Below are 16881 nucleotides of genomic sequence, written 5' to 3' on the forward strand. Positions count from 1 at the left end.
TTGGCCTAGCGCAGGGAGGCGACAGCTCGCAAGCGCGATCGCGCGTCAGCTCTCGTCCGCCGCGCGTACAGCGCGCATGAATTCGCTCAGCGCCGTGTGGTCGAGCGCGCCATTCCGTCGCACCCCGGAACACACGTCGACGCCGAAAGGCCGGACGCGCCGGATCGCCTCGCCGACATTGGCGGCGTCGAGGCCGCCGGCGAGGAAGACCGGCCGTGGGCTCGCCGCGACGAAAGCCGCGCTGATCGACCAATCGTGAGTGCGGCCGGTGCCGCCGAGCTCCGGCGTGGCGGCGCCGGGGCGACCCGAATCGAGCAGAAAGGCATGAACGAAGGGGCTGTAGGCCGGAATGAGATCCAGCGCGCGCGGTCCTTCTACATGAATCACCTGCACGCGCCTTATGTGGGGCCGAAGCCTCGCCAGTTCCGCGGCGTCGCCGGCGGCGATGTGAGAGACGATCTGCACCGTCGTGGGCCTGGTGCGATCGATATGGGCGGCGATCGATGCGGCGCTCGTTTCGCTGGTGAGGAGAAAGGTCGAGATCGCCGGCGGAGCGGCGGCGGCGATATCGGCGATCAGCTCGTCGGCGATAGGGCCGGGTCCCGAGGGCATGGCCGCGACGAGCCCGAGCGCATCCGCTCCCGCGCCGATCGCCAATTCGGCTTCGCACGGCGATCCGATGCAGCAGATTTTAACTCTGGTTCTCATCTTCCTTCCCGCGGCCTCGCCCGATCATGCGGCGCCGGAAGCGGTCCGTCACGACCCCGTCTAGACGACGCTTGACAAAAATAATTAGGACTCCTAATAAATGTCCATGACGCTCTTCGACGCCATCACCACCCCTCTGCCGCGCCGCTTGCGCGAGGGGCTCGACCGCATCGCCGCCGCCATGCGCGCCGATGAATGGGGCGTCGCCGAGGAGACCGGGCTCACCCCCACACAATTGCATGCGCTCACCTTCATCGCCGGCCGCGGCGAGGCCGGGCTGCGCCTGCGCGCTGTGGCGGAGCATTTGGGCGTCACCCAGCCGACGGCCACCGATTCCATCGCCGCCCTCACGCGCAAGGGTCTCGTCACCAAGCTCGCCGATCCTCAGGACAAACGCGCCATCGCCATTCGCGTGACGCCGGCCGGCTGCGACGTCGTTCGCGCTATCGGCCTCGCCATGACCTCCGCCGAAAGCGCGCTGGAGACGCTGACGCCACAAGAGCAGCAGACGCTGCTCGATCTGGTCATCAAGACGATCCGCGCCTTGCAGAAGGCCGAGGCCATTCCGCCGCAGCGGCTCTGCGTCAGCTGCCGCCACTTTCGCCCGCACGCCCATGCGGACGCCGAGCTTCCGCATCATTGCGCGCTCGTCGACGCGGCTTTCGGCGGCCGTCATTTGCGCCTGGACTGCCCGGAGCACGATCCCGCGCCGCCGGCGGAGAGCGAGGAGGCTTGGAGCCTTTTCGCGCATCGCGACGCGCAGCCGGTGGGGCCGCGCGCGGGCGCCTGAGATGTATCGCAAATTCTCGAGCCGCTCGGGATTCCGGCGTCGCCGATCCAAGCCCGCGGCGGGTTCGCAGCAGAATGGCGCGCCATTTCGAGAGGGCGCGCCGCAGGTAGAAGAGAGGAGGACCAAGGCCATGGCGACGAAAGCGACTTTCTATCACGCCGGATGCCCCGTTTGCGCGGATGCGGAGACCGCCTTCGCCAAAGCGCTCGACCCGCAAGTCTTCGATGTCGAGATCGTGCATCTCGGCGAGGACAAGGCGCGGCTCGGCGAGGCCGAGGCGGCCGGAGTCAAATCCGTGCCCGCCTTCGTCATCGACGGGCGCGCCTATCACATTAATTTCGGCGCCGATCTCTCCGCGCTGAAATAGACCACCGACGACCCCCCGCCGTTGTCACTTCGGCGACTCCGAACTGCCTCGCCGAGCCATGCTCGCGCGAGGCCTTTTTTCGAGCGAGCTCCGCCTATGACCCCTGTGATCGAAACCCTCTTCGCGGCTCCGGCGCTCATTTCTCTCGGTCCCCGCGCGGCGCCGAGCGGCATCGCCAAAAGCGCGGCGACGCCGCCTTGGCGCATATTGCGCGACGGCCTCGACGGCGATCGTCAGGGCGATTTGCGCCATCACGGCGGGCCGGAGAAGGCGCTGCATCACTATCCGCGCGATCATTACGCGGCCTGGGCGACGGAGGAGCCGGCGCTTGTCGCGGCGGCTCCGGCCTTCGGCGAGAATATCTCCACTCTGGGCGTGACCGAGCGCGACATCTGCATCGGCGACATCTTCGAACTGGGCTCGGCGCTGCTGCAGGTGAGCCAGGGCCGCCAGCCCTGCTGGAAGCTGAATACGCGTTTCGCGCGCCCGGATATGGCGCGGCGCGTTCAAACGAGCGGGCGCACCGGCTGGTATTATCGCGTGCTTCGCGAAGGCGTCGCCGAGCCGGGCGCATCTCTCCAGCGCATGGAGCGGCCGCTGCCGGATTGGCCTTTGTCGCGGCTCAATGAATTGCTCTATCTACGCATGCTCGATCGCGATGCGCTGGCGCAAATGGCCGAGCTGGCGCCGCTGGCGCGCAATTGGCGAGAGCTGGCCGCGCGCCGTCTCGCGCGCGGCGCGGTGGAGGATTGGTCCACGCGCCTCGACGGCGCGTGAGAGCCTTGCGCGGTTCTGAAGGCAGGCGGCGCGTCAGGCTGGCAGCAGGCCCTTGCGCAAATTCTCGCCCGCGAGCGTGATGATGCGGCCGACGGCGGCCGGGTCGGCCAGCCACGCCTCTATGCGCGGATGGGTGAGCTGCGCCGGCGTGCTGCGGCGATAGACCTTGTAGCATTCGGTGAGAAAATACTTCAGCGACACGAATTCGCCGACCTCGCTCGAGAGATGATAATTCTCGAGCTTGAAGGTGTAGCTGCCCTGCACGCCGAAATATTCGCCGATCGGCGGATAGATGGGGAATATCTCCGCGCGGCCGAGATCGTCGATCGCATAATAGTCGCCATTGACGGGCGCCGGAGTCGGCAGGCCGGCATGGGCGAAAAATTTCTTGGCGAGATCGAAGAGCACGAACGGCCGCGGATGCACCAGCGAATACATGAACACGCCGCGGCGCGACCAATTGGCGATCTCGCCGGAGAGATCCATGCCGTATTTGCGCTTGCCGGTCTCGACCAGCTCGTTCACGGCGTCGTTCCAGACGTCGAAATAGCCGAGCGCCTCGAACACATTGCGGTTGAACAGCGCATGCGCCTCCTCCACCGAGAGGCCGCGGCGGAAGGCGAAGACGGCGAGCGCCGAATGATAGGGGCCGACCGGGCCGATGGTCGGCGCATGGCCGCGCGTTTCGTCCAGCAGATAGACGAGATCGGGATGGAAGGCGGAGAAGGTGATCGCCGGAATCATGATCACTTTGTCCAAGAGCTCGCACAGCTCCGCCGAGCCGCCGCCGCGCACATGCCCGTGCAGAAACTCGTGGCTGAACACATAGTCGTAGGTGGCGAGCGTCTTGGCGAGCAGCTTTATGTCCGCGAGCGTCTTGGCGATCGCCGAGAAATGCGAGACGCGCGCGGAAGGGTCGAGCAGCTTCATCGCATAGGCGAGACCGAAAGCCTGGCAATTGCCGATGACGGCGATGCGCGGCCCGGTGAGGCGCGGACCCTTCGCGTGGAAGGGCGCGAGCCGCGGCTCGACGAGATGATTGTACCAGGAGCGGATGATCTGCCGGTCGATCTGAGACAACATGCGCGCGTTACGCCATTTCGTCGCGGCCCGAAATCGAAGTCGGCGCCGAAGGATGACAAGCGCCCGGTCGCCGTTTATGCTCCCGGCCGCATCGATGAAGCCGCCGCATTCATCCCATTCCGGCGCGCTGTTCTCGCCTTTGTGAGGGCGGACCGCGCGTCGTAGATGAACCCTGCTCGACGAGCCATGCGGCCGGCGGCTTTCCAGGAGACCGACAATTGGCGGAACATCCCTATAGCTCCCTACCCGACCATCGCTTCTGGCGCAAGGCGGTGACGCAGACGCCTCCTTTCGCGATCGACCCCATTCTCTCCACGCCGTTCAAAATCTCGCTGACAGACAAAGTGGCGACCGGCGGGAGCTGTTTCGCGCAAGAAATAGCTCAGAAACTAAAGGCCAGCGGCTTCCACTATTATCTCGCCGAGCAGCCGCCGGAGGGCATGTCCGCCGCCGAGGCGGAGCGGCGCAATTATTCGATGTATTCCTGCCGCTATGGCAATCTCTACACCACGACGGCGCTGCTCCAGCTGTTCGACCGCGCCTATGGCGCCTTCAAGCCGGAGCTCGTGCATTGGGTGCGGCAGGAGGATGGCCGCATCGTCGATCCTTTCCGCCCGAGCATAGAGCCGGACGGCTATGACACGATCGAGGACATGCTGGCCGAGCGCGAGCGGCATTTCGCCGCCGTGCGCAAAATGTTCGAGACGCTGGACGTCTTCGTCTTCACCTTCGGCCATACCGAATCCTGGCGCTGCCGCAGCGATGGCGCGGTGCTGCAGCAGGCGCCCGGCGTCGCCGGCGGCGTGTGGGATCCTTCGCTCTACGCTTTCCACAATATGACCGTTTCGGAGGTGGTGCGCGACTTCCTCGCCTCGGTCGATCGCATTCGCTCGGTCAATCCGGCGTCGCGAATCATCCTCAGCGTCTCGCCGGTCGGCATCATCGCCACTTACGAGGACCGCCATGTGCTCGAGGCCAATTCGGCGATCAAGGCGATTCTGCGCGCGGCGGCGGACGAGGTGGTGCGGGCGCGGCCCAATATCGCATATTTCCCGTCGTACGACGTCGCGACGGCGCCGCCAAATGTCGCGCGCTTCTATCGGGAGGATGTGCGGCGCATAAATCCCTTCGGCATCAGCCAGACGATGCGCCTGTTCTTCGACCATTTCACCGAGCGCGAGACGCAGACGGCCAAGATCGAGCCGCTGAAATTCGACGTGGCGGCGGAGGCGGAGAGCAATTCCCGCATCGTCTGCGACGAAGAGGCGATCGAGACCGCGTGACCTTTTTAGCGTTTCCCGCCCATCGGCGGGAAACGCGATCTTCGTTTCCCGAAACTAGAGCTTATATATCCTCTGTCGCAGTTCGAACGGAGGATTCGCCTCATGGTCACGGGCTCGCTCGCGCTCGCTGTCGCCGGCGCTTTCACAGGGGCGTCTCTCTACGTCAATTTCGTCGAGCAGCCCGCGCGGTTGAAGCTCGACGACAAATCGCTGATGAAGGAATGGGAGACCTCCGATCATCGCGGCTTCGCTCTGCTCGCCGGCCTCTCGCTGCTCTCGGCCATTCTCGGATTCATCGACTACAAGACCTCCGACGATGCGCGCTGGCTCGCCGGCGCCGCGGTGATCGTCGCCGCCTGGCCCTTCATGTTCTATGCGGTCTCACCGCTCGACAACCGCATTCTCGCCTTGATCTCGGCCGAGGACGGCGCCGATGCGCGCAAGGCGATCGAGCTGTGGGGCAAGGTTCAGCTCGCGCTCACGGCGCTCGGCGCGCTCGCGGTCGCGCTCTTCGTCTTCGCCAACGGCTGAGGCGTCGCGGCCGAAGATTCGACATCATGCTCGTCGATCCTCCCTCGCTGACAGAAGGAGGATCGACATGACGCGCTCTTTCGCTCGCGAGCTTCTCGCGCCTTCCGCGCTGCTGGCCGCCGCCGCTCTGGCCTGCGGTTCTGCGGCCGGCGCCTCGTCCAATGATCCGCGCGGCGTCTGGCTGCGGCAGGAAGGCGGCGTGCGCTTCAGCTTCTATGATTGCGAGAACGGCAAGCTCTGCGCCAAGGTCGTCGCCGCGCAAAACGCCGAGGATCGCTCCTCGATAGGCGCGGTGATTCTTCGCGGCGCCACGCAGACCGGCCCCAATCGCTGGGCCGGCCAGATCTTCAATGTCGAGGACGGCAAGACCTATGACGGCTTCGTCACTGTCGACAGCCCGACGCGATTGACGCTGAAGGGCTGCCTCTGGGGCATGTTGTGCAGCGGCGAGACCTGGACGCGCGTTTCCGCTCCGCATGCCGCCCATGCGATGGTCGACGATGACCTGAGATAGGCGCCTCTCACGCGGAGCGATCACATCTCGTTGGAATAGACGCGGATCGATCGAAATTCGAAGCGCGCTGGCAATGCGCTTCTGTCGATCTGTCCGCCCCAGGAGCCGCCGAGCGCGAGATTGATGCGAATGCGCATCGGCATGCGCAGCGGATCGTCCGGGCCGCGCGGCGCGACGGCGAGCACCTGCCGGCCGTCGATGGAGACGGCGACGGTCTCCGCGCTCCAATCCAGCCGATAGACGTGCCATTGCGAGGACAGCGTCGGCACATTGGTCTCGGCCGACCAATTGGTCAGCTCGTCCAGCGTCGGACCCGCATGGGCGCTGGTGAAGACGATGTTCGGATGCTTGCCGACCGCCTCCACTATATCGATCTCGCGATAGGGCGGCCCGTCGTCGCCGCCGAGCATCCAGATCGCCGGCCATGTGCCCGCGCCTTTCGGCGCGCGCGCGATCACCTCCACGGCGCCATAGCGCATCGAAAAGCGCGAGAAGATGCTGCCGGATGTGTATTCCGAAGTGAGCGTCGAGCGGGTCCAATCTTTCGAGGCGCCGTCGTAGCGGGCGTTCAGCACGCCTTCCGCGCGGCCTTCCAGCGCCAGCGCGCCATTGGCGACGAAGACATTCTCGGGGCGATAATATTGCGCCTCGCGATTGCGGATGAAGCTGATCTCATAGGACCAGAAATTTTGATCGAGCCCGCCGGCGCGCGAGAAATCCTCCTCATGCACGAGACGCGGGGGCGCGCGTTTCGGCTCGGCGGCGAGGCCTCGCTCGGCGAAGGCGATGGCGACGACGCCGAGCGCGCAGAGCAGCAGCGCGGCCATGCGCCGACCGGCGCGCGGCGTCGGCCAATAGATTTGCTCGGCGTAGACGCCGGTATGGATGAAGACGACGAGGATCGCCGCGGCCGCCCGCAAATATTGGACGGCGCGGATTTCCTCGGTTCCGCTCACGCTGCTGCCGGACAACGCCGCTCCTTTCGACACAATTCGACGCCGCTGCCGAGCGGCCGCGGATATGCTGCGCCGATCGGGGACGTTCCCGACGGCTGGCGAGATCGGTAGAAGGAAACATGCCGCCCGGCAGGCGATCGGCTTATCGCGGCTGGCTTTCAGCGGCTGGCTTGGGCGGCGGCGCTTTCGGCGGCGGCGCGCGCGGTCTCGGCCGTGAGCGGGCCGATGAGGATGAAGGCGAAGCCGGCGGCGCGCCATTCCACCGCCGCGAGGCCGGCCGCGGTCTTGGGCGGAGCCGAGGGTCGCTCGCCGCCGGCGCGCTCGAAATAGAGCGCCGCCCGGGCGCCGGCGGCGGATTGATAGATCAGCAGCCCCGCCGGCGAGATCACGCCCGGAACGAGCCTGCCGCCGATGAGCTCGAGGCCCACATCGGCGAGGTTCGGCAGTCGGCCGAAGCCGGCGCGCTCGCCGAGCCAGGTGGCCAGCTCGGCCTTGCGCTCGGCGACGATCTCCACTGGCCGCGAATCCTGCGCGAAGGTCAGATAGGCGAGCTGGGCGTGGGCGACGAGCCCCGGCGGCTCGATCATGATCCGTTGCGGGGCGGAGGGCGGCGAGGCGGGGCCGGTGAAGGCCAGCAGCGCCGCTCCCGCCACCGCCGCGCCGGCGAGCAGCGTCAGCAGCGACATGATGATGGCGGGCCGGCGCGGGAGCTTGCGGCTCGTGTCCGAGCGCCGCATGGCGCGCAGCGAAGCGCCCTTGCTGGGGCTGAAGCGCGCCCAATTGACGCCGGAGCCGAAGCTGCGCGTGAGGCTCGTCACCGAGGCCGTCCGCAGGCCGGCGGGCACGGGCTCCTTCACCGTCTGGGCGAAGGCCGCGCGCAGCGCCGCATTCTGCCGGCGCCAGCCTTCGACCAGAGCGGCGTCCTCGGCGTGATTGTGCAGATGGTCCTCTATGCGCCGGCGATTCTCGGCGTCGAGCTCGCCATCGACGAAAGCATGCAGGTCGGATTCGTCGACATGCTCCCGGGGGCTCGTCATTTGCGGCCTGTTTATTTCACGACGCGCAGATGCGGCCCCGGCCGGCGGCCGGCGTCGGCCCCCGGCGAGGGATGGCGGTCCAGCGCGGTCAGCGCCGAGCGCGCGCGCATCAGCCGCATCAGCGCCACCGGCCGATCGGTGCGGGTGATGCGGGCGACCTCCTCGTAAGTGAAGCCCTCGAGCGCCACGAGCAGTAGCGTCTCCCGCTCCTCGAAAGGGAGATCGGCGAGGCGATGCATGATCGCCGGCTGCCGCAGAGAAGGACGATGCGGCGCGGCGGACCGCAGCCGGCGTTGCGCGGCGTGGGTCAAGGAGGCGTAGAGATCGACGCGAAGGTCGAGAACGGCGCCGGTCGACTCGCGCCCGGCTTCGTCCGCCGTGGTCTGCAGCGCCGTGTGGACCAGCTCGTCGGCGAGATCATTGGCGGCGCCGGAAAGCAGCGCGCGTGCGTAGCGGCGCAGGCCCGGCGTGAGCCTTTCCAAGGTCTCGTCGAAATCCTCCGCCTGTCCCATCGCTCGGCCCGTCTCGCGCGGTCCTCGACGCCTCGCCCGCGCGGCGCTGGTTCGGTTTCTTTCCCCACGGATATTATGCCAGTCCGGCGCGATTGACTATCTCCGCGCCCTGAGATTTATCTGTTTTTGTATGTCGGGCCGCGAGCGACGCCAAAGGCGTCTTTGCTCGTGCGCCCCGCCTCACGTCCCGAGCCCGCGCGCCCAAATGCGCGCGCTGAAGCGCCCGATGTGCGCGCGCTGAGCGCGCATGTTGCGCGCAGCCCTCCAACGGCGTTGCCGACAGGCGGCGGAACCCCGCCTCTCGATCGCAGATTTATGGACCATTGCTCCCATGTCGCAACCGGAACCGACGTCGAACGGCAATATTTTCAGCGGCGTTCTCGCAGGCAAGCGGGGCCTCGTGCTCGGCGTCGCCAATAATAAATCCATCGCCTGGGGCATAGCCAAGGCCGCGGCCGACGCCGGAGCCGAGCTCGCCCTCACCTTCCAGGTCGAGGCGCTGGAGAAGCGCGTTCGCCCGCTCGCCGCCGAGATCGGCGCGACCGTCGTCGGCCGCTGCGACGTCTCCGAGCCGGAGACGATCGACGCCGTCTTCGCCGAGGTCGAGAAGCTGTGGGGCAGAATCGATTTCGTCGTCCATTGTCTCGCCTTTTCGGACAAGGATCAGCTCGACGGCCGCTATGTCGACACGACGGCGGAGAATTTCACGCAATCGCTGATGATCTCCTGCTTTTCCTTCACGGCCGTCGCCCAGCGCGCCGAGAAGCTGATGAAGGACGGCGGCTCGCTGCTCACCCTCACCTATTACGGCGCCGAGAAATGGATGCCGCATTACAATGTGATGGGCGTCGCCAAGGCCGCGCTCGAGGCCTCGGTGCGCTATCTCGCCGCCGATCTCGGCGAGAAGAACATTCGCGTCAACGCGATTTCCGCCGGGCCGATCAAGACTTTGGCGGCCTCGGGCATCGGCGACTTCCGCTATATTCTGCGCTGGAACGAATATAACGCCCCGCTGCGCCGCGTGGTGACGATCGAGGAGGTGGGCGAGACGGCGGTCTATCTGCTCTCGCCCATGGCGCGCGGCGTCACCGGCGAGGTGCTGCATGTGGACGCCGGCTATCATGTCGTCGGCATGATGAATCCGGGCGCCGCGCCGAAAATGGCCTCGTTGCTGGCCCTGCTGCCGCAGCACACGACAGAGGCGAAATAGTCGTCATTCGGTGATGGCCGTCATTCCCGACACGCGCGATTTCGCGCGATCGGGAATGCGCGGGCTATGAGCGAATGCCCCGAGCCGCGCCTCTTGATAGCGTATCTCATTTGAGATACGCTATTCGACGAATAGGGGCGCGCGCATAGGGTAAGCACATGGCGGCACGCACTTCCATGCTTCATGTCCGAGTGGACGATGAAATCAAGGCGCAAGCGACGGCTGCGCTCAACGCCATGGGCTTGTCCGTCTCCGACGCGGTGCGGCTGTTCTTGCATCGAGTCGTAGCGGAACAAGCCTTCCCGCTGGAGCTCAAGGCGCCGAACGCCGAAACGCGTTCAGCCATGGCGGAGGCCGAAGAAATCGCTCGGACTCGCCGTGGTCGCTTCGCAACTGCCGGCGAGCTGTTTGCCGACCTTGAAAAAGCCCGCGGCGAGTAAGAGAGCGCAACTGCCTCGCGCGGCAGATTACGCAAAGTCGTTCCTGAAAGACTGGGAAAGATTGTCGCGTTCTGGCCGGTTCGACATGAGCCGGCTCAAAGAGGCCATGCTGCTGCTCATCGCCAACGATGGTCCACTCGGACCCGAGTGGCGCGACCATCCCTTGAAAGGCGAGTGGAAAGGCTACCGAGAATGCCATATCGGCGGCGATTTCCTCCTCGCCTATAAGGTAGACGACAGCGACGAGGCGGGCCTCGTCGTTTTCATTCGCGCCGGCGCTCACGCCGACCTTTTCGACGAGTAGCCGGCGCGGCGTCGGACTGCGAGCCTTCAGGCGCGCATCGCGCCCTCAGCGGAACTTCACGGTGAGATCGGTGCCGACGGCGCCAGTCTCCGAGCTCGGGCCTTGATCGGAGATGATGATCGAGCCGCCGAGCCATAGACGATCGGCGATCTGCTGGCGGACATCGTCCGATAGCTCGAGGCGGTCCAGCGCCTCGGCGGCGCTGGAGGCCGCGCCCAGCGGGGCGGCGCTGCGCTCCTCCACCATCCCCTTCTTCTTATGCGCGGCGCGCGCCTCGGCGATGCGCGGCGGCATGGACAGAACCGACCATTTCAACGCGCCATTCTCGCCGGCGGCGGTGGCGATATAGAGATGCGAGCCGAGCGGACGTTCCGGCTCGCGGATCGTCGCCGGCGCCTCGAAGATCGGCGTCAGCCCCTGGCGCACATAGATGCGCTGATTCTTCTTGCTCACCAGAATGGAGATGGGCGCGGCGCGCAATTGCGCGTCCTTCTCCGCCTTGGCGGCGGCGGCGGAGGCTTCCGCCGCCTCGCGGGAGCGGCGGCCCGCCTCCACGACTTCCGCATCGCTGGCGTCATAGGCGGTTTTGGCGGCCTCGAGCCGGGCCTTGGCCTCGGCGAGGGCGGCGTCCGCTTTGGCCTTGGCGGCCTCGGCCGGGCTCGCGCCGTCATTGGTGGGCAGGTCCGGCTTGGCGGTCGCCACGTCCTGACGCTTGGCGGCGGCGGCGTCGGCGGCCTTGGCCGCGGCTTCCGCCTTGGCGCGGGCGCTCGCTTCGGCCGCTTCCGCAGATCGCAGCTCGGCGGAGGCGCGGGCGGCCTGCTGCCGCTTGGCGTTGAGAGCGACCGAGGCTTCCGTCGCAGCCTTGGAGGCGGCCGCGGCGTCGGCGGCGGATTTCGTCTTCAGCTGCTCGGCGTAGCGACGCGGATTGATCAGCGGCGCCGCGCCGGCGTCGGCGAAGCCGTCGCGCAGGCCAGCGTCGGCCAGCGTCGCGGCCAAGGCTTCCGTCGGCGAGCGCATCTTGGGCGCCGGCAAGGCGGGATGCGAGATTTCACTGGGCGAAAGATCATAAGGCGCGATGACGACGCGCTCGCCGATGCGGGTCATGCCCCACAGCTTCTGCGCGAAGGAGTCCGGCAGGCGGATGCAGCCGTGCGAGGCGGGATGGCCGGTCACATGACCCGTATGCATGGCGACGCCGGACCAGGTGATGCGCTGCATGTAGGGCATGGGCGCGCCGGAATAGAGATTGGAGCGGTGGAAGCGCTCGCGGCCGAGAATGGTGAACATGCCTTCCGGCGTCGGATGGCCGGGCACGCCGGTGGAAATGACCGAGCGATCGACGAGGCCATTGTGATTATAGATGGAGATATGCTGCCCGCCGAGCGACACGACCGCGAACAGCGGCCGCGCGAGGCTCACATTCTCCGCCGGCTTGGCCTCGGAGGAGGTTCCGCGCTTGCCGCGCTTGCGCGGCGCCTTGGGCGCCTCGCCCACCGGAGAATCGGCTGAATAGCCGAGCGCAGATGCCGGTCGCGCCTCGAGGGCGAGAACCGAGGCGGCGACGCTCGCGGCGCAGGCCGCGGAAAAGGCGCGAAGGCAGACCCTGCGGCTGCGGGCTACAGCAGCGACTTCCGACATGACGCGAAAACTCCTGACACACACGAACACATTGCTCGAGCACATAACGCTCTGGGCCGAACTGGACAGAGCCTCGCCCTCGCCTGCATTGCTCTTATTGGTTAATGTCGGCTGAAATCTATGCGCTCGCGCACGTCGAGAAGAATTGCGTGGAATTTTCCCTTTCGCCGCCATAATGCCTCGAGGCCGTTCTCCGCTTTTCGCTCGCCGCGCCCGTCCCCGCGCCCCCGGCTGGCCTATTTCTCCCGCAAAGAATCATTTCGGAGAGGAAGATGGCTGCGATGTCTTTTCGTCGTGCTTTGGGGCGGCTCGCTCTGGCGCCGCTCGCTCTGGCCTTCGCGCTCGCGCCGGCAGGGGCCTGCACGAGCTTTCTCTTGAAGGCCGCCGACGGCGCGCGCGTCTATGGCCGCACGCTCGAGTTCGGCTTTCCGCTGGAATCGGAGGCGATCGTCATTCCGCGCAATTACGCCGCGCGGGCGACGGGGCCGGAGGGCAAGCCCGGCTGGGGCTGGAAATCCCGCTATGCGATCGCCGGGCTCAACGCCTTCGGCCTGCCGGTCGTCGTCGACGGCATGAATGAAAAAGGCCTCGCCGGCGGCATTCTCTATTTTCCGGGCTTCGCCGGCTACGCCGATCCCAAGACCGTCGATCCCGGCCATGCGCTGGCCCCTTGGGATTTCCTCACCTGGGCGCTGGGCAATTTCGTCAATGTCGAGGAGTTGCGCGCGGCGCTGGATACGATCGCCATCGTCGATGTCGTGCAGCCGAACCTCGGAATCATTCCGCCCTTTCATTACACGTTGCATGACGCCAGCGGCGCCTCTCTGGTCGTCGAGCCCATCGGCGGGCGGCTGAAAATCTATGAGAATCCGCTCGGCGTCGTCACCAACGCCCCCTCCTTCGATTGGCACCTCACCAATCTGCGCAATTATGTGAAGCTCTCGCCGGTGGATGCGCCGCCGCTGAAGATCGCGGGGGAGAGCTTCGCCCCGCTGGGCGCCGGCTCCGGCCTCATCGGCGTGCCGGGCGACCCCACCCCGCCGTCGCGATTCGTGCGCGCCGTGGGCATGACCCTCTCCGCCGAGCCGCAGAAGGACGCCGCCGGCACGGTGCGCCTCGCCGAGCACATCCTCAATAATTTCGACATTCCCATGGGCCTGGTGCGTGTCGCCCCGCAGGAGACGTCGCGCTTCGAGTTCACGCAATGGTCGTCGATCGCCGATCTCTCCGGCCGCGTCTATTATGTGAAGAGCTACGATAATCAGACCCTGCGCAGCATAGATCTCACCAAGTCGGAGCTCGAGGGCCGCAGCGTCCGGGCGGCCCCTCTGCGGCCCTCCTCCCGGATCGCGCCTGTCGAATTTCCAAAACATTGAGGCGAAGCGCCTTGTCATGGGGGAGGGTTTTTGTTAGACGGGCCGCCTGCCGGCGCTTTGGTTTCGATCAGCGCCCCGGCGCGGTCGTGGCGGAATTGGTAGACGCGCTAGCTTGAGGTGCTAGTTGGGCAACCAGTGGAGGTTCGAGTCCTCTCGACCGCACCAAGCCTCTCTCAGTCGAGGCTCCTGAAAGATCGGCTTTCGGCGCGGCCCGGGCGCCAGCAAAAGCCCTCCCCATTCCGAAGATCGCCTCGCCGAAGACCGCCGCGCGCGCCTTCGCCCGAAGAGGGTGGAAAGGCGCGGACGGCAAAGATTCGGATAATTCCTGTCTCTCGCCTGCTGTTAAGATAGAGTCGCGCCGGTTTCGAAAGAGGCGGGCGCTCGAGCGGGCATGGGAATGAAATATGTCGGGTCGCGCATTCGGTTTGGACAGATTGCTGAACTTATTCGAGCGCAAGGAGCGGACTTTCGATCGCTATGTCGACGCGCTCCCCACGCATCAGAACGCCATTGACGCCATTCCCGGCTGGAGCACCGCTTTCCCCGAAGCCTTCGGGGTGAAGGCCGGCATCGTCCCGACCTATTATGATTCGCGGATTTTCTGGGCCGTCGAATGTTTCGGGTCGCTCGAGAGCCGCGAGGTTCTGGAGCTCGGCCCGCTGGAGGCCGGCCACACCTATATGCTGGAGAACGCCGGCGCGGTGGTGGACGCGGTGGAGGCCAATCAGCTCGCCTTCATGCGCTGCCTCGTCGCCAAGGAGATTCTGCGGCTGCACAAGGCGCGCTTCTGGCTCGGCGATTTCGTCAAATGGCTGGAGCAGACCGAGAAGAGCTATGATCTCATCGTCGCCTCCGGCGTGCTCTATCATCAGCATGATCCGCTGCGGCTGCTGGAGCTGATCGCGCAGCGCGCCTCTTCCGTGTTCATCTGGACGCATGTCGTCTCGGACGCCATGCCGATCTCCGATCCGCGGCGCAGCGTCATGGCGAAGGAGCCGGAAATCCTCTCCTTTCATGGCGTGAAGGTGCGCGCCTATCCGCGCAGCTATGTGAGGACGCAGGGCAATCCGGCCTTTTGCGGCGGCATGCGCGACGATCATCGCTGGCTCGACAGGGACGATCTCCTCGCCGCGCTGCGGGCGCTCGGCTTCGACGACATTCGGACCAATCACGACGATCCAGATCATTTCTTCGGCCCGGCCATATCGATCTTCGCGCGGAAGTCATCGTAAGGCGCGGGCCGAGGGCCGGAGCGGGAAGGCGATATGAGAGTGATGCTGCTCGGCGGGTCCAACGCCGGGGTCTATTTCGGCTGGGCCGCCCAATTGCAGGGGCTCATGCCGGAGCATGAGATCACCAACCGTTTTCTCGGCGCGGTCGGCTCTCTCTACGGCCTCGCCCGGCTCATCGAGGCGGAGCGGCGCGGCGAGGCGCCGCCCGATCTCGTCGTTTTCGAATATGCGCTCAACGACGTCATTCTGCTGGACGCCGGCTTCACCACCGCGGCGCTGGTTCACGATGCGCTGGCCAGCGTCGCGCAACATTGCGCCGAGCGCAGCGTCCCTCTGCTGTTCTTGTGCCTGCGTCCGCGCCCGACCGGCGGTCGGCGCCTCTCCGCCTTCGTGCGGCGCATCGATCGCGTCTATCGCCGCATCGCCGCTGCGCATGGGATGGCCCCTTGCGTGACGCCTGCGACGATCTTCGGCGAGGAGCGCGCGGAGGATTTCGTCGATCCGCATCATCTCACTGCGGAAGCCTCGGTGAAATGCGCGAAGGTCGTGGCCGATCTCATTTCCGGCGGCGCCATTCCAGTTCCGCGGGCGGGCCGGCGTCACGCGCCCATTTTCGATTATGTCTCCGCGTCGCAGGCCGAGCCGCAGGGAAGCTGCCGCAGGGTGGAGATCGCTTCAACGGTCTTCTCGGGGAGCTTTCTGGAAATCGCCCGGCCGGGGGCGAGCCGCTGGCCCGGCCGCGGCCGGCTCGCCGGCCTGCTGCTGCGCTCGACCAGCGAGAGCGGCGTCTATCGCATATCGGCGGGCGGGCGCGCCTTCGCCCGGACGGCGCAATCGAGCATGCGCGAGATCGTGCCCAATCTCATTCTGCTGCATTATTCGCGCAGGCGTCCGCGCGCCGATTTCGATCTCGAGATCGCCATGCCGAACGATGAGAGCGCCCTCGCGGCCCTGCCGCAGGAGAAGACGCTGCTGCCGGCCGCGCCGGGCGCGCCTTTTGCGGAGCAGAGGCTGCAGATCGCCGCCGTGATGTTCTGGCGGCCGTCTTTCTGGCGGCGCTGGCTGGCCCTGCTCTCGCTACGCTTTCGGCAGGAAAAGCAAAGCTTTGGCTAGAACAAGGCGTTCTGCGCGTACGGCCAAGCCGCGACCACAATTGGGCGGCAGTGTCCGCCGCAACCGATGCGACAAACCAGAGGTTCCGTTACACCATGACCGACGAGACGAGCGATCATACGGTCGATCTGAGTGACCCTTCCGAATATGAGGACATCGTCTCTCAGCGCGCCATCGCCTTCTGCCACCTCGCAAAAGTCGCCGACTCCGTCCGCGACGAGCAGGTCAAGGAGCAGTGCCTCATCATGCTGCGCAAGCTCAACGCCAGCATAAGGGCGCCCTCGACCGCGGAGGTGCGATCGATCGATGGCGGCCAGATCTGACGCCTCACCGACCGAGCCGGGACGCGATCGCCAGCTGCGCCTCGGCCAGCCGCGCGATGAGCGCCCGTCGCCGCTCCGGCTCGGCGAGGGCGGACTCATAATCCTCGGCCGCGTCGCCGAGCGCGAAGGCGCCGATGGCGCGCGCCGCGCCTTTGAGCGTATGGGCGAGGTCTCGGCGCGCCTTGTCCGAGGCCGCCGCCGCCAGCCTCCCCTCGAACTCGCCCGCCTGGGTGAGGAACAACGTCAGCAGCTCGATCTCGAGCTCGGCGTCGCCCATCGTCTGACGCGAGAGATGCGCCCAATCGATCGCGTCGGGCGCGCCTTCGGTGTTTCCGCCATCCGTCATTCTACGTCTCCGATCGACCCTTCGCGGAAAAGTCTCGTTTTTCCTGTGGATTGCGCCGCGAGCCCGCGCGGGGCCTCGGCGATTGCGCTCGCCGGGCCGAATCGGGCGTCGTATTCTTATTCGAATCAATCTTATGTAGGCATTGCTTCGGATTTTCGGCCAGGCCACAGGTCGTCCCTTTTGCTCCGCTGCAGCCGGAGCGCCGAGCATCTTTCTCCCGTCGCGTTAACGACGATTTCGATTGGCCGCCGGCGCCCGTTTCATTTGCGGGCCGACGGCGGTAATATTTGGTTAATCTTTTCTGCTCGATGTGAACGGCGACAAAGGGTGAGCGGCGTCAT

Annotated in this window: 20 protein-coding genes and 1 tRNA gene; 14 read left to right on the forward strand and 7 right to left on the reverse strand. The window is 66.2% G+C overall.

Annotated elements, in window-relative coordinates; translation table 11 throughout:
- Nucleotides 1–45: 45 nt before the first annotated feature.
- A complete protein-coding gene (locus GYH34_RS03280; protein ID WP_161912344.1) occupies nt 46–708 on the reverse strand; it encodes a phosphoribosylanthranilate isomerase in 663 nt (220 codons plus the stop codon).
- A 100-nt stretch (nt 709–808) separates the two neighbouring features.
- Between GYH34_RS03280 and GYH34_RS03285 the strand changes: the two genes are divergently transcribed.
- From GYH34_RS03285 to GYH34_RS03295, 3 genes are all read left to right on the forward strand, one after another.
- Nucleotides 809–1498, forward strand: a complete 690-nt coding sequence (locus GYH34_RS03285; RefSeq protein ID WP_244635247.1) for a MarR family winged helix-turn-helix transcriptional regulator — start codon at nt 809–811, stop codon at nt 1496–1498.
- 130 nt (nt 1499–1628) lie between these two features.
- The gene (locus tag GYH34_RS03290; RefSeq protein ID WP_018267261.1) at nt 1629–1865 is read left to right on the forward strand and encodes a thioredoxin family protein; all 237 of its coding nucleotides are present in this window, start codon (nt 1629–1631) and stop codon (nt 1863–1865) included.
- Nucleotides 1866–1961: 96 nt separating this feature from the next.
- Complete coding sequence (locus GYH34_RS03295) at nt 1962–2642, forward strand: MOSC domain-containing protein (RefSeq protein ID WP_161912345.1); 681 nt, start codon at nt 1962–1964, stop codon at nt 2640–2642.
- A gap of 33 nt (nt 2643–2675) precedes the next feature.
- On the opposite strand, the gene GYH34_RS03300 is transcribed toward GYH34_RS03295, so the two are convergent.
- On the reverse strand, nt 2676–3725 hold the full coding sequence (locus tag GYH34_RS03300) for a WcbI family polysaccharide biosynthesis putative acetyltransferase (protein WP_161912346.1): 1050 nt from the start codon (nt 3723–3725) through the stop codon (nt 2676–2678).
- A 218-nt stretch (nt 3726–3943) separates the two neighbouring features.
- On the opposite strand from GYH34_RS03300, the gene GYH34_RS03305 reads away from it, so the two are divergent.
- From GYH34_RS03305 to GYH34_RS03315, 3 genes are all read left to right on the forward strand, one after another.
- Nucleotides 3944–5008: a GSCFA domain-containing protein gene (locus GYH34_RS03305; protein ID WP_161912347.1), complete on the forward strand. Its 1065-nt coding sequence runs from the start codon at nt 3944–3946 to the stop codon at nt 5006–5008.
- Nucleotides 5009–5110: 102 nt separating this feature from the next.
- Nucleotides 5111–5539 (forward strand): DUF1772 domain-containing protein, encoded by a 429-nt coding sequence (locus GYH34_RS03310; protein ID WP_161912348.1) that lies wholly within the window; start codon nt 5111–5113, stop codon nt 5537–5539.
- A 67-nt stretch (nt 5540–5606) separates the two neighbouring features.
- A complete protein-coding gene (locus GYH34_RS03315; RefSeq protein WP_161912349.1) occupies nt 5607–6053 on the forward strand; it encodes a DUF2147 domain-containing protein in 447 nt (148 codons plus the stop codon).
- 20 nt (nt 6054–6073) lie between these two features.
- Here the strand turns inward: GYH34_RS03315 and GYH34_RS03320 are convergent, their stop codons facing one another.
- From GYH34_RS03320 to GYH34_RS03330, 3 genes are all read right to left on the reverse strand, one after another.
- Nucleotides 6074–7024, reverse strand: coding sequence for a glycoside hydrolase family 16 protein (locus GYH34_RS03320; protein WP_244635248.1), 951 nt, complete (start codon nt 7022–7024; stop codon nt 6074–6076).
- A gap of 143 nt (nt 7025–7167) precedes the next feature.
- Nucleotides 7168–8046: a zf-HC2 domain-containing protein gene (locus GYH34_RS03325; protein ID WP_161912350.1), complete on the reverse strand. Its 879-nt coding sequence runs from the start codon at nt 8044–8046 to the stop codon at nt 7168–7170.
- A gap of 11 nt (nt 8047–8057) precedes the next feature.
- Nucleotides 8058–8558: a sigma factor-like helix-turn-helix DNA-binding protein gene (locus tag GYH34_RS03330; protein ID WP_161912351.1), complete on the reverse strand. Its 501-nt coding sequence runs from the start codon at nt 8556–8558 to the stop codon at nt 8058–8060.
- A gap of 331 nt (nt 8559–8889) precedes the next feature.
- Between GYH34_RS03330 and fabI the strand changes: the two genes are divergently transcribed.
- The 3 genes from fabI (at nt 8890) to GYH34_RS03345 (ending at nt 10512) form a co-directional block, all read left to right on the forward strand.
- The gene (fabI, locus tag GYH34_RS03335; protein ID WP_161912352.1) at nt 8890–9768 is read left to right on the forward strand and encodes an enoyl-ACP reductase FabI; all 879 of its coding nucleotides are present in this window, start codon (nt 8890–8892) and stop codon (nt 9766–9768) included.
- Nucleotides 9769–9926: 158 nt separating this feature from the next.
- Nucleotides 9927–10208 (forward strand): type II toxin-antitoxin system RelB/DinJ family antitoxin, encoded by a 282-nt coding sequence (locus GYH34_RS03340; protein WP_197745443.1) that lies wholly within the window; start codon nt 9927–9929, stop codon nt 10206–10208.
- Complete coding sequence (locus GYH34_RS03345; protein WP_244635249.1) at nt 10147–10512, forward strand: type II toxin-antitoxin system YafQ family toxin; 366 nt, start codon at nt 10147–10149, stop codon at nt 10510–10512. Before GYH34_RS03340 ends, GYH34_RS03345 begins: the two co-directional genes overlap by 62 nt.
- Nucleotides 10513–10557: 45 nt before the next feature.
- Here GYH34_RS03345 and GYH34_RS03350 read toward each other — a convergent pair whose 3' ends face one another.
- Nucleotides 10558–12150: a L,D-transpeptidase family protein gene (locus tag GYH34_RS03350; protein ID WP_161912354.1), complete on the reverse strand. Its 1593-nt coding sequence runs from the start codon at nt 12148–12150 to the stop codon at nt 10558–10560.
- A 281-nt stretch (nt 12151–12431) separates the two neighbouring features.
- Here GYH34_RS03350 and GYH34_RS03355 point away from each other — a divergent pair, with 281 nt between their 5' ends.
- The 5 genes from GYH34_RS03355 to GYH34_RS03375 all read left to right on the forward strand — a co-directional run bounded on the left by GYH34_RS03355 (nt 12432) and on the right by GYH34_RS03375 (nt 16194).
- Nucleotides 12432–13526 carry a choloylglycine hydrolase family protein gene (locus GYH34_RS03355; RefSeq protein ID WP_244635250.1) on the forward strand — a complete coding sequence of 365 codons (1095 nt, stop codon included), beginning with the start codon at nt 12432–12434 and terminating at the stop codon, nt 13524–13526.
- An 80-nt stretch (nt 13527–13606) separates the two neighbouring features.
- Nucleotides 13607–13691: transfer RNA gene (locus GYH34_RS03360), tRNA-Leu, on the forward strand.
- Between the two features lie 269 nt (nt 13692–13960).
- A complete protein-coding gene (locus GYH34_RS03365; RefSeq protein ID WP_244635251.1) occupies nt 13961–14758 on the forward strand; it encodes a class I SAM-dependent methyltransferase in 798 nt (265 codons plus the stop codon).
- A 33-nt stretch (nt 14759–14791) separates the two neighbouring features.
- Nucleotides 14792–15871, forward strand: coding sequence for an SGNH/GDSL hydrolase family protein (locus tag GYH34_RS03370; protein WP_161912356.1), 1080 nt, complete (start codon nt 14792–14794; stop codon nt 15869–15871).
- A gap of 95 nt (nt 15872–15966) precedes the next feature.
- The gene (locus tag GYH34_RS03375; protein ID WP_161912357.1) at nt 15967–16194 is read left to right on the forward strand and encodes a hypothetical protein; all 228 of its coding nucleotides are present in this window, start codon (nt 15967–15969) and stop codon (nt 16192–16194) included.
- 4 nt (nt 16195–16198) lie between these two features.
- Here GYH34_RS03375 and GYH34_RS03380 read toward each other — a convergent pair whose 3' ends face one another.
- Entirely contained in the window at nt 16199–16540 is a 342-nt protein-coding gene (locus GYH34_RS03380; protein ID WP_161912358.1) for an Hpt domain-containing protein, read from the reverse strand.
- Nucleotides 16541–16881 lie beyond the last annotated feature (341 nt).

This window comes from Methylosinus sp. C49 (assembly GCF_009936375.1).
Taxonomy (GTDB): domain Bacteria; phylum Pseudomonadota; class Alphaproteobacteria; order Rhizobiales; family Beijerinckiaceae; genus Methylosinus.

What these genes read in the sequence shown, in the direction of transcription:
- GYH34_RS03290 (WP_018267261.1), top strand. Translation starts at nt 1,629, where the DNA reads ATGGCGACGAAAGCGACTTTCTATCACGCCGGATGCCCCGTTTGCGCG.
- GYH34_RS03295 (WP_161912345.1), top strand. Translation starts at nt 1,962, where the DNA reads ATGACCCCTGTGATCGAAACCCTCTTCGCGGCTCCGGCGCTCATTTCT.
- GYH34_RS03350 (WP_161912354.1), bottom strand. Translation starts at nt 12,150, where the DNA reads ATGTCGGAAGTCGCTGCTGTAGCCCGCAGCCGCAGGGTCTGCCTTCGC.
- GYH34_RS03380 (WP_161912358.1), bottom strand. Translation starts at nt 16,540, where the DNA reads ATGACGGATGGCGGAAACACCGAAGGCGCGCCCGACGCGATCGATTGG.
- GYH34_RS03370 (WP_161912356.1), top strand. Translation starts at nt 14,792, where the DNA reads ATGAGAGTGATGCTGCTCGGCGGGTCCAACGCCGGGGTCTATTTCGGC.
- GYH34_RS03285 (WP_244635247.1), top strand. Translation starts at nt 809, where the DNA reads ATGTCCATGACGCTCTTCGACGCCATCACCACCCCTCTGCCGCGCCGC.
- GYH34_RS03330 (WP_161912351.1), bottom strand. Translation starts at nt 8,558, where the DNA reads ATGGGACAGGCGGAGGATTTCGACGAGACCTTGGAAAGGCTCACGCCG.
- GYH34_RS03310 (WP_161912348.1), top strand. Translation starts at nt 5,111, where the DNA reads ATGGTCACGGGCTCGCTCGCGCTCGCTGTCGCCGGCGCTTTCACAGGG.
- GYH34_RS03355 (WP_244635250.1), top strand. Translation starts at nt 12,432, where the DNA reads ATGTCTTTTCGTCGTGCTTTGGGGCGGCTCGCTCTGGCGCCGCTCGCT.
- fabI (WP_161912352.1), top strand. Translation starts at nt 8,890, where the DNA reads ATGTCGCAACCGGAACCGACGTCGAACGGCAATATTTTCAGCGGCGTT.
- GYH34_RS03340 (WP_197745443.1), top strand. Translation starts at nt 9,927, where the DNA reads ATGGCGGCACGCACTTCCATGCTTCATGTCCGAGTGGACGATGAAATC.
- GYH34_RS03315 (WP_161912349.1), top strand. Translation starts at nt 5,607, where the DNA reads ATGACGCGCTCTTTCGCTCGCGAGCTTCTCGCGCCTTCCGCGCTGCTG.
- GYH34_RS03325 (WP_161912350.1), bottom strand. Translation starts at nt 8,046, where the DNA reads ATGACGAGCCCCCGGGAGCATGTCGACGAATCCGACCTGCATGCTTTC.
- GYH34_RS03300 (WP_161912346.1), bottom strand. Translation starts at nt 3,725, where the DNA reads ATGTTGTCTCAGATCGACCGGCAGATCATCCGCTCCTGGTACAATCAT.
- GYH34_RS03375 (WP_161912357.1), top strand. Translation starts at nt 15,967, where the DNA reads ATGACCGACGAGACGAGCGATCATACGGTCGATCTGAGTGACCCTTCC.
- GYH34_RS03280 (WP_161912344.1), bottom strand. Translation starts at nt 708, where the DNA reads ATGAGAACCAGAGTTAAAATCTGCTGCATCGGATCGCCGTGCGAAGCC.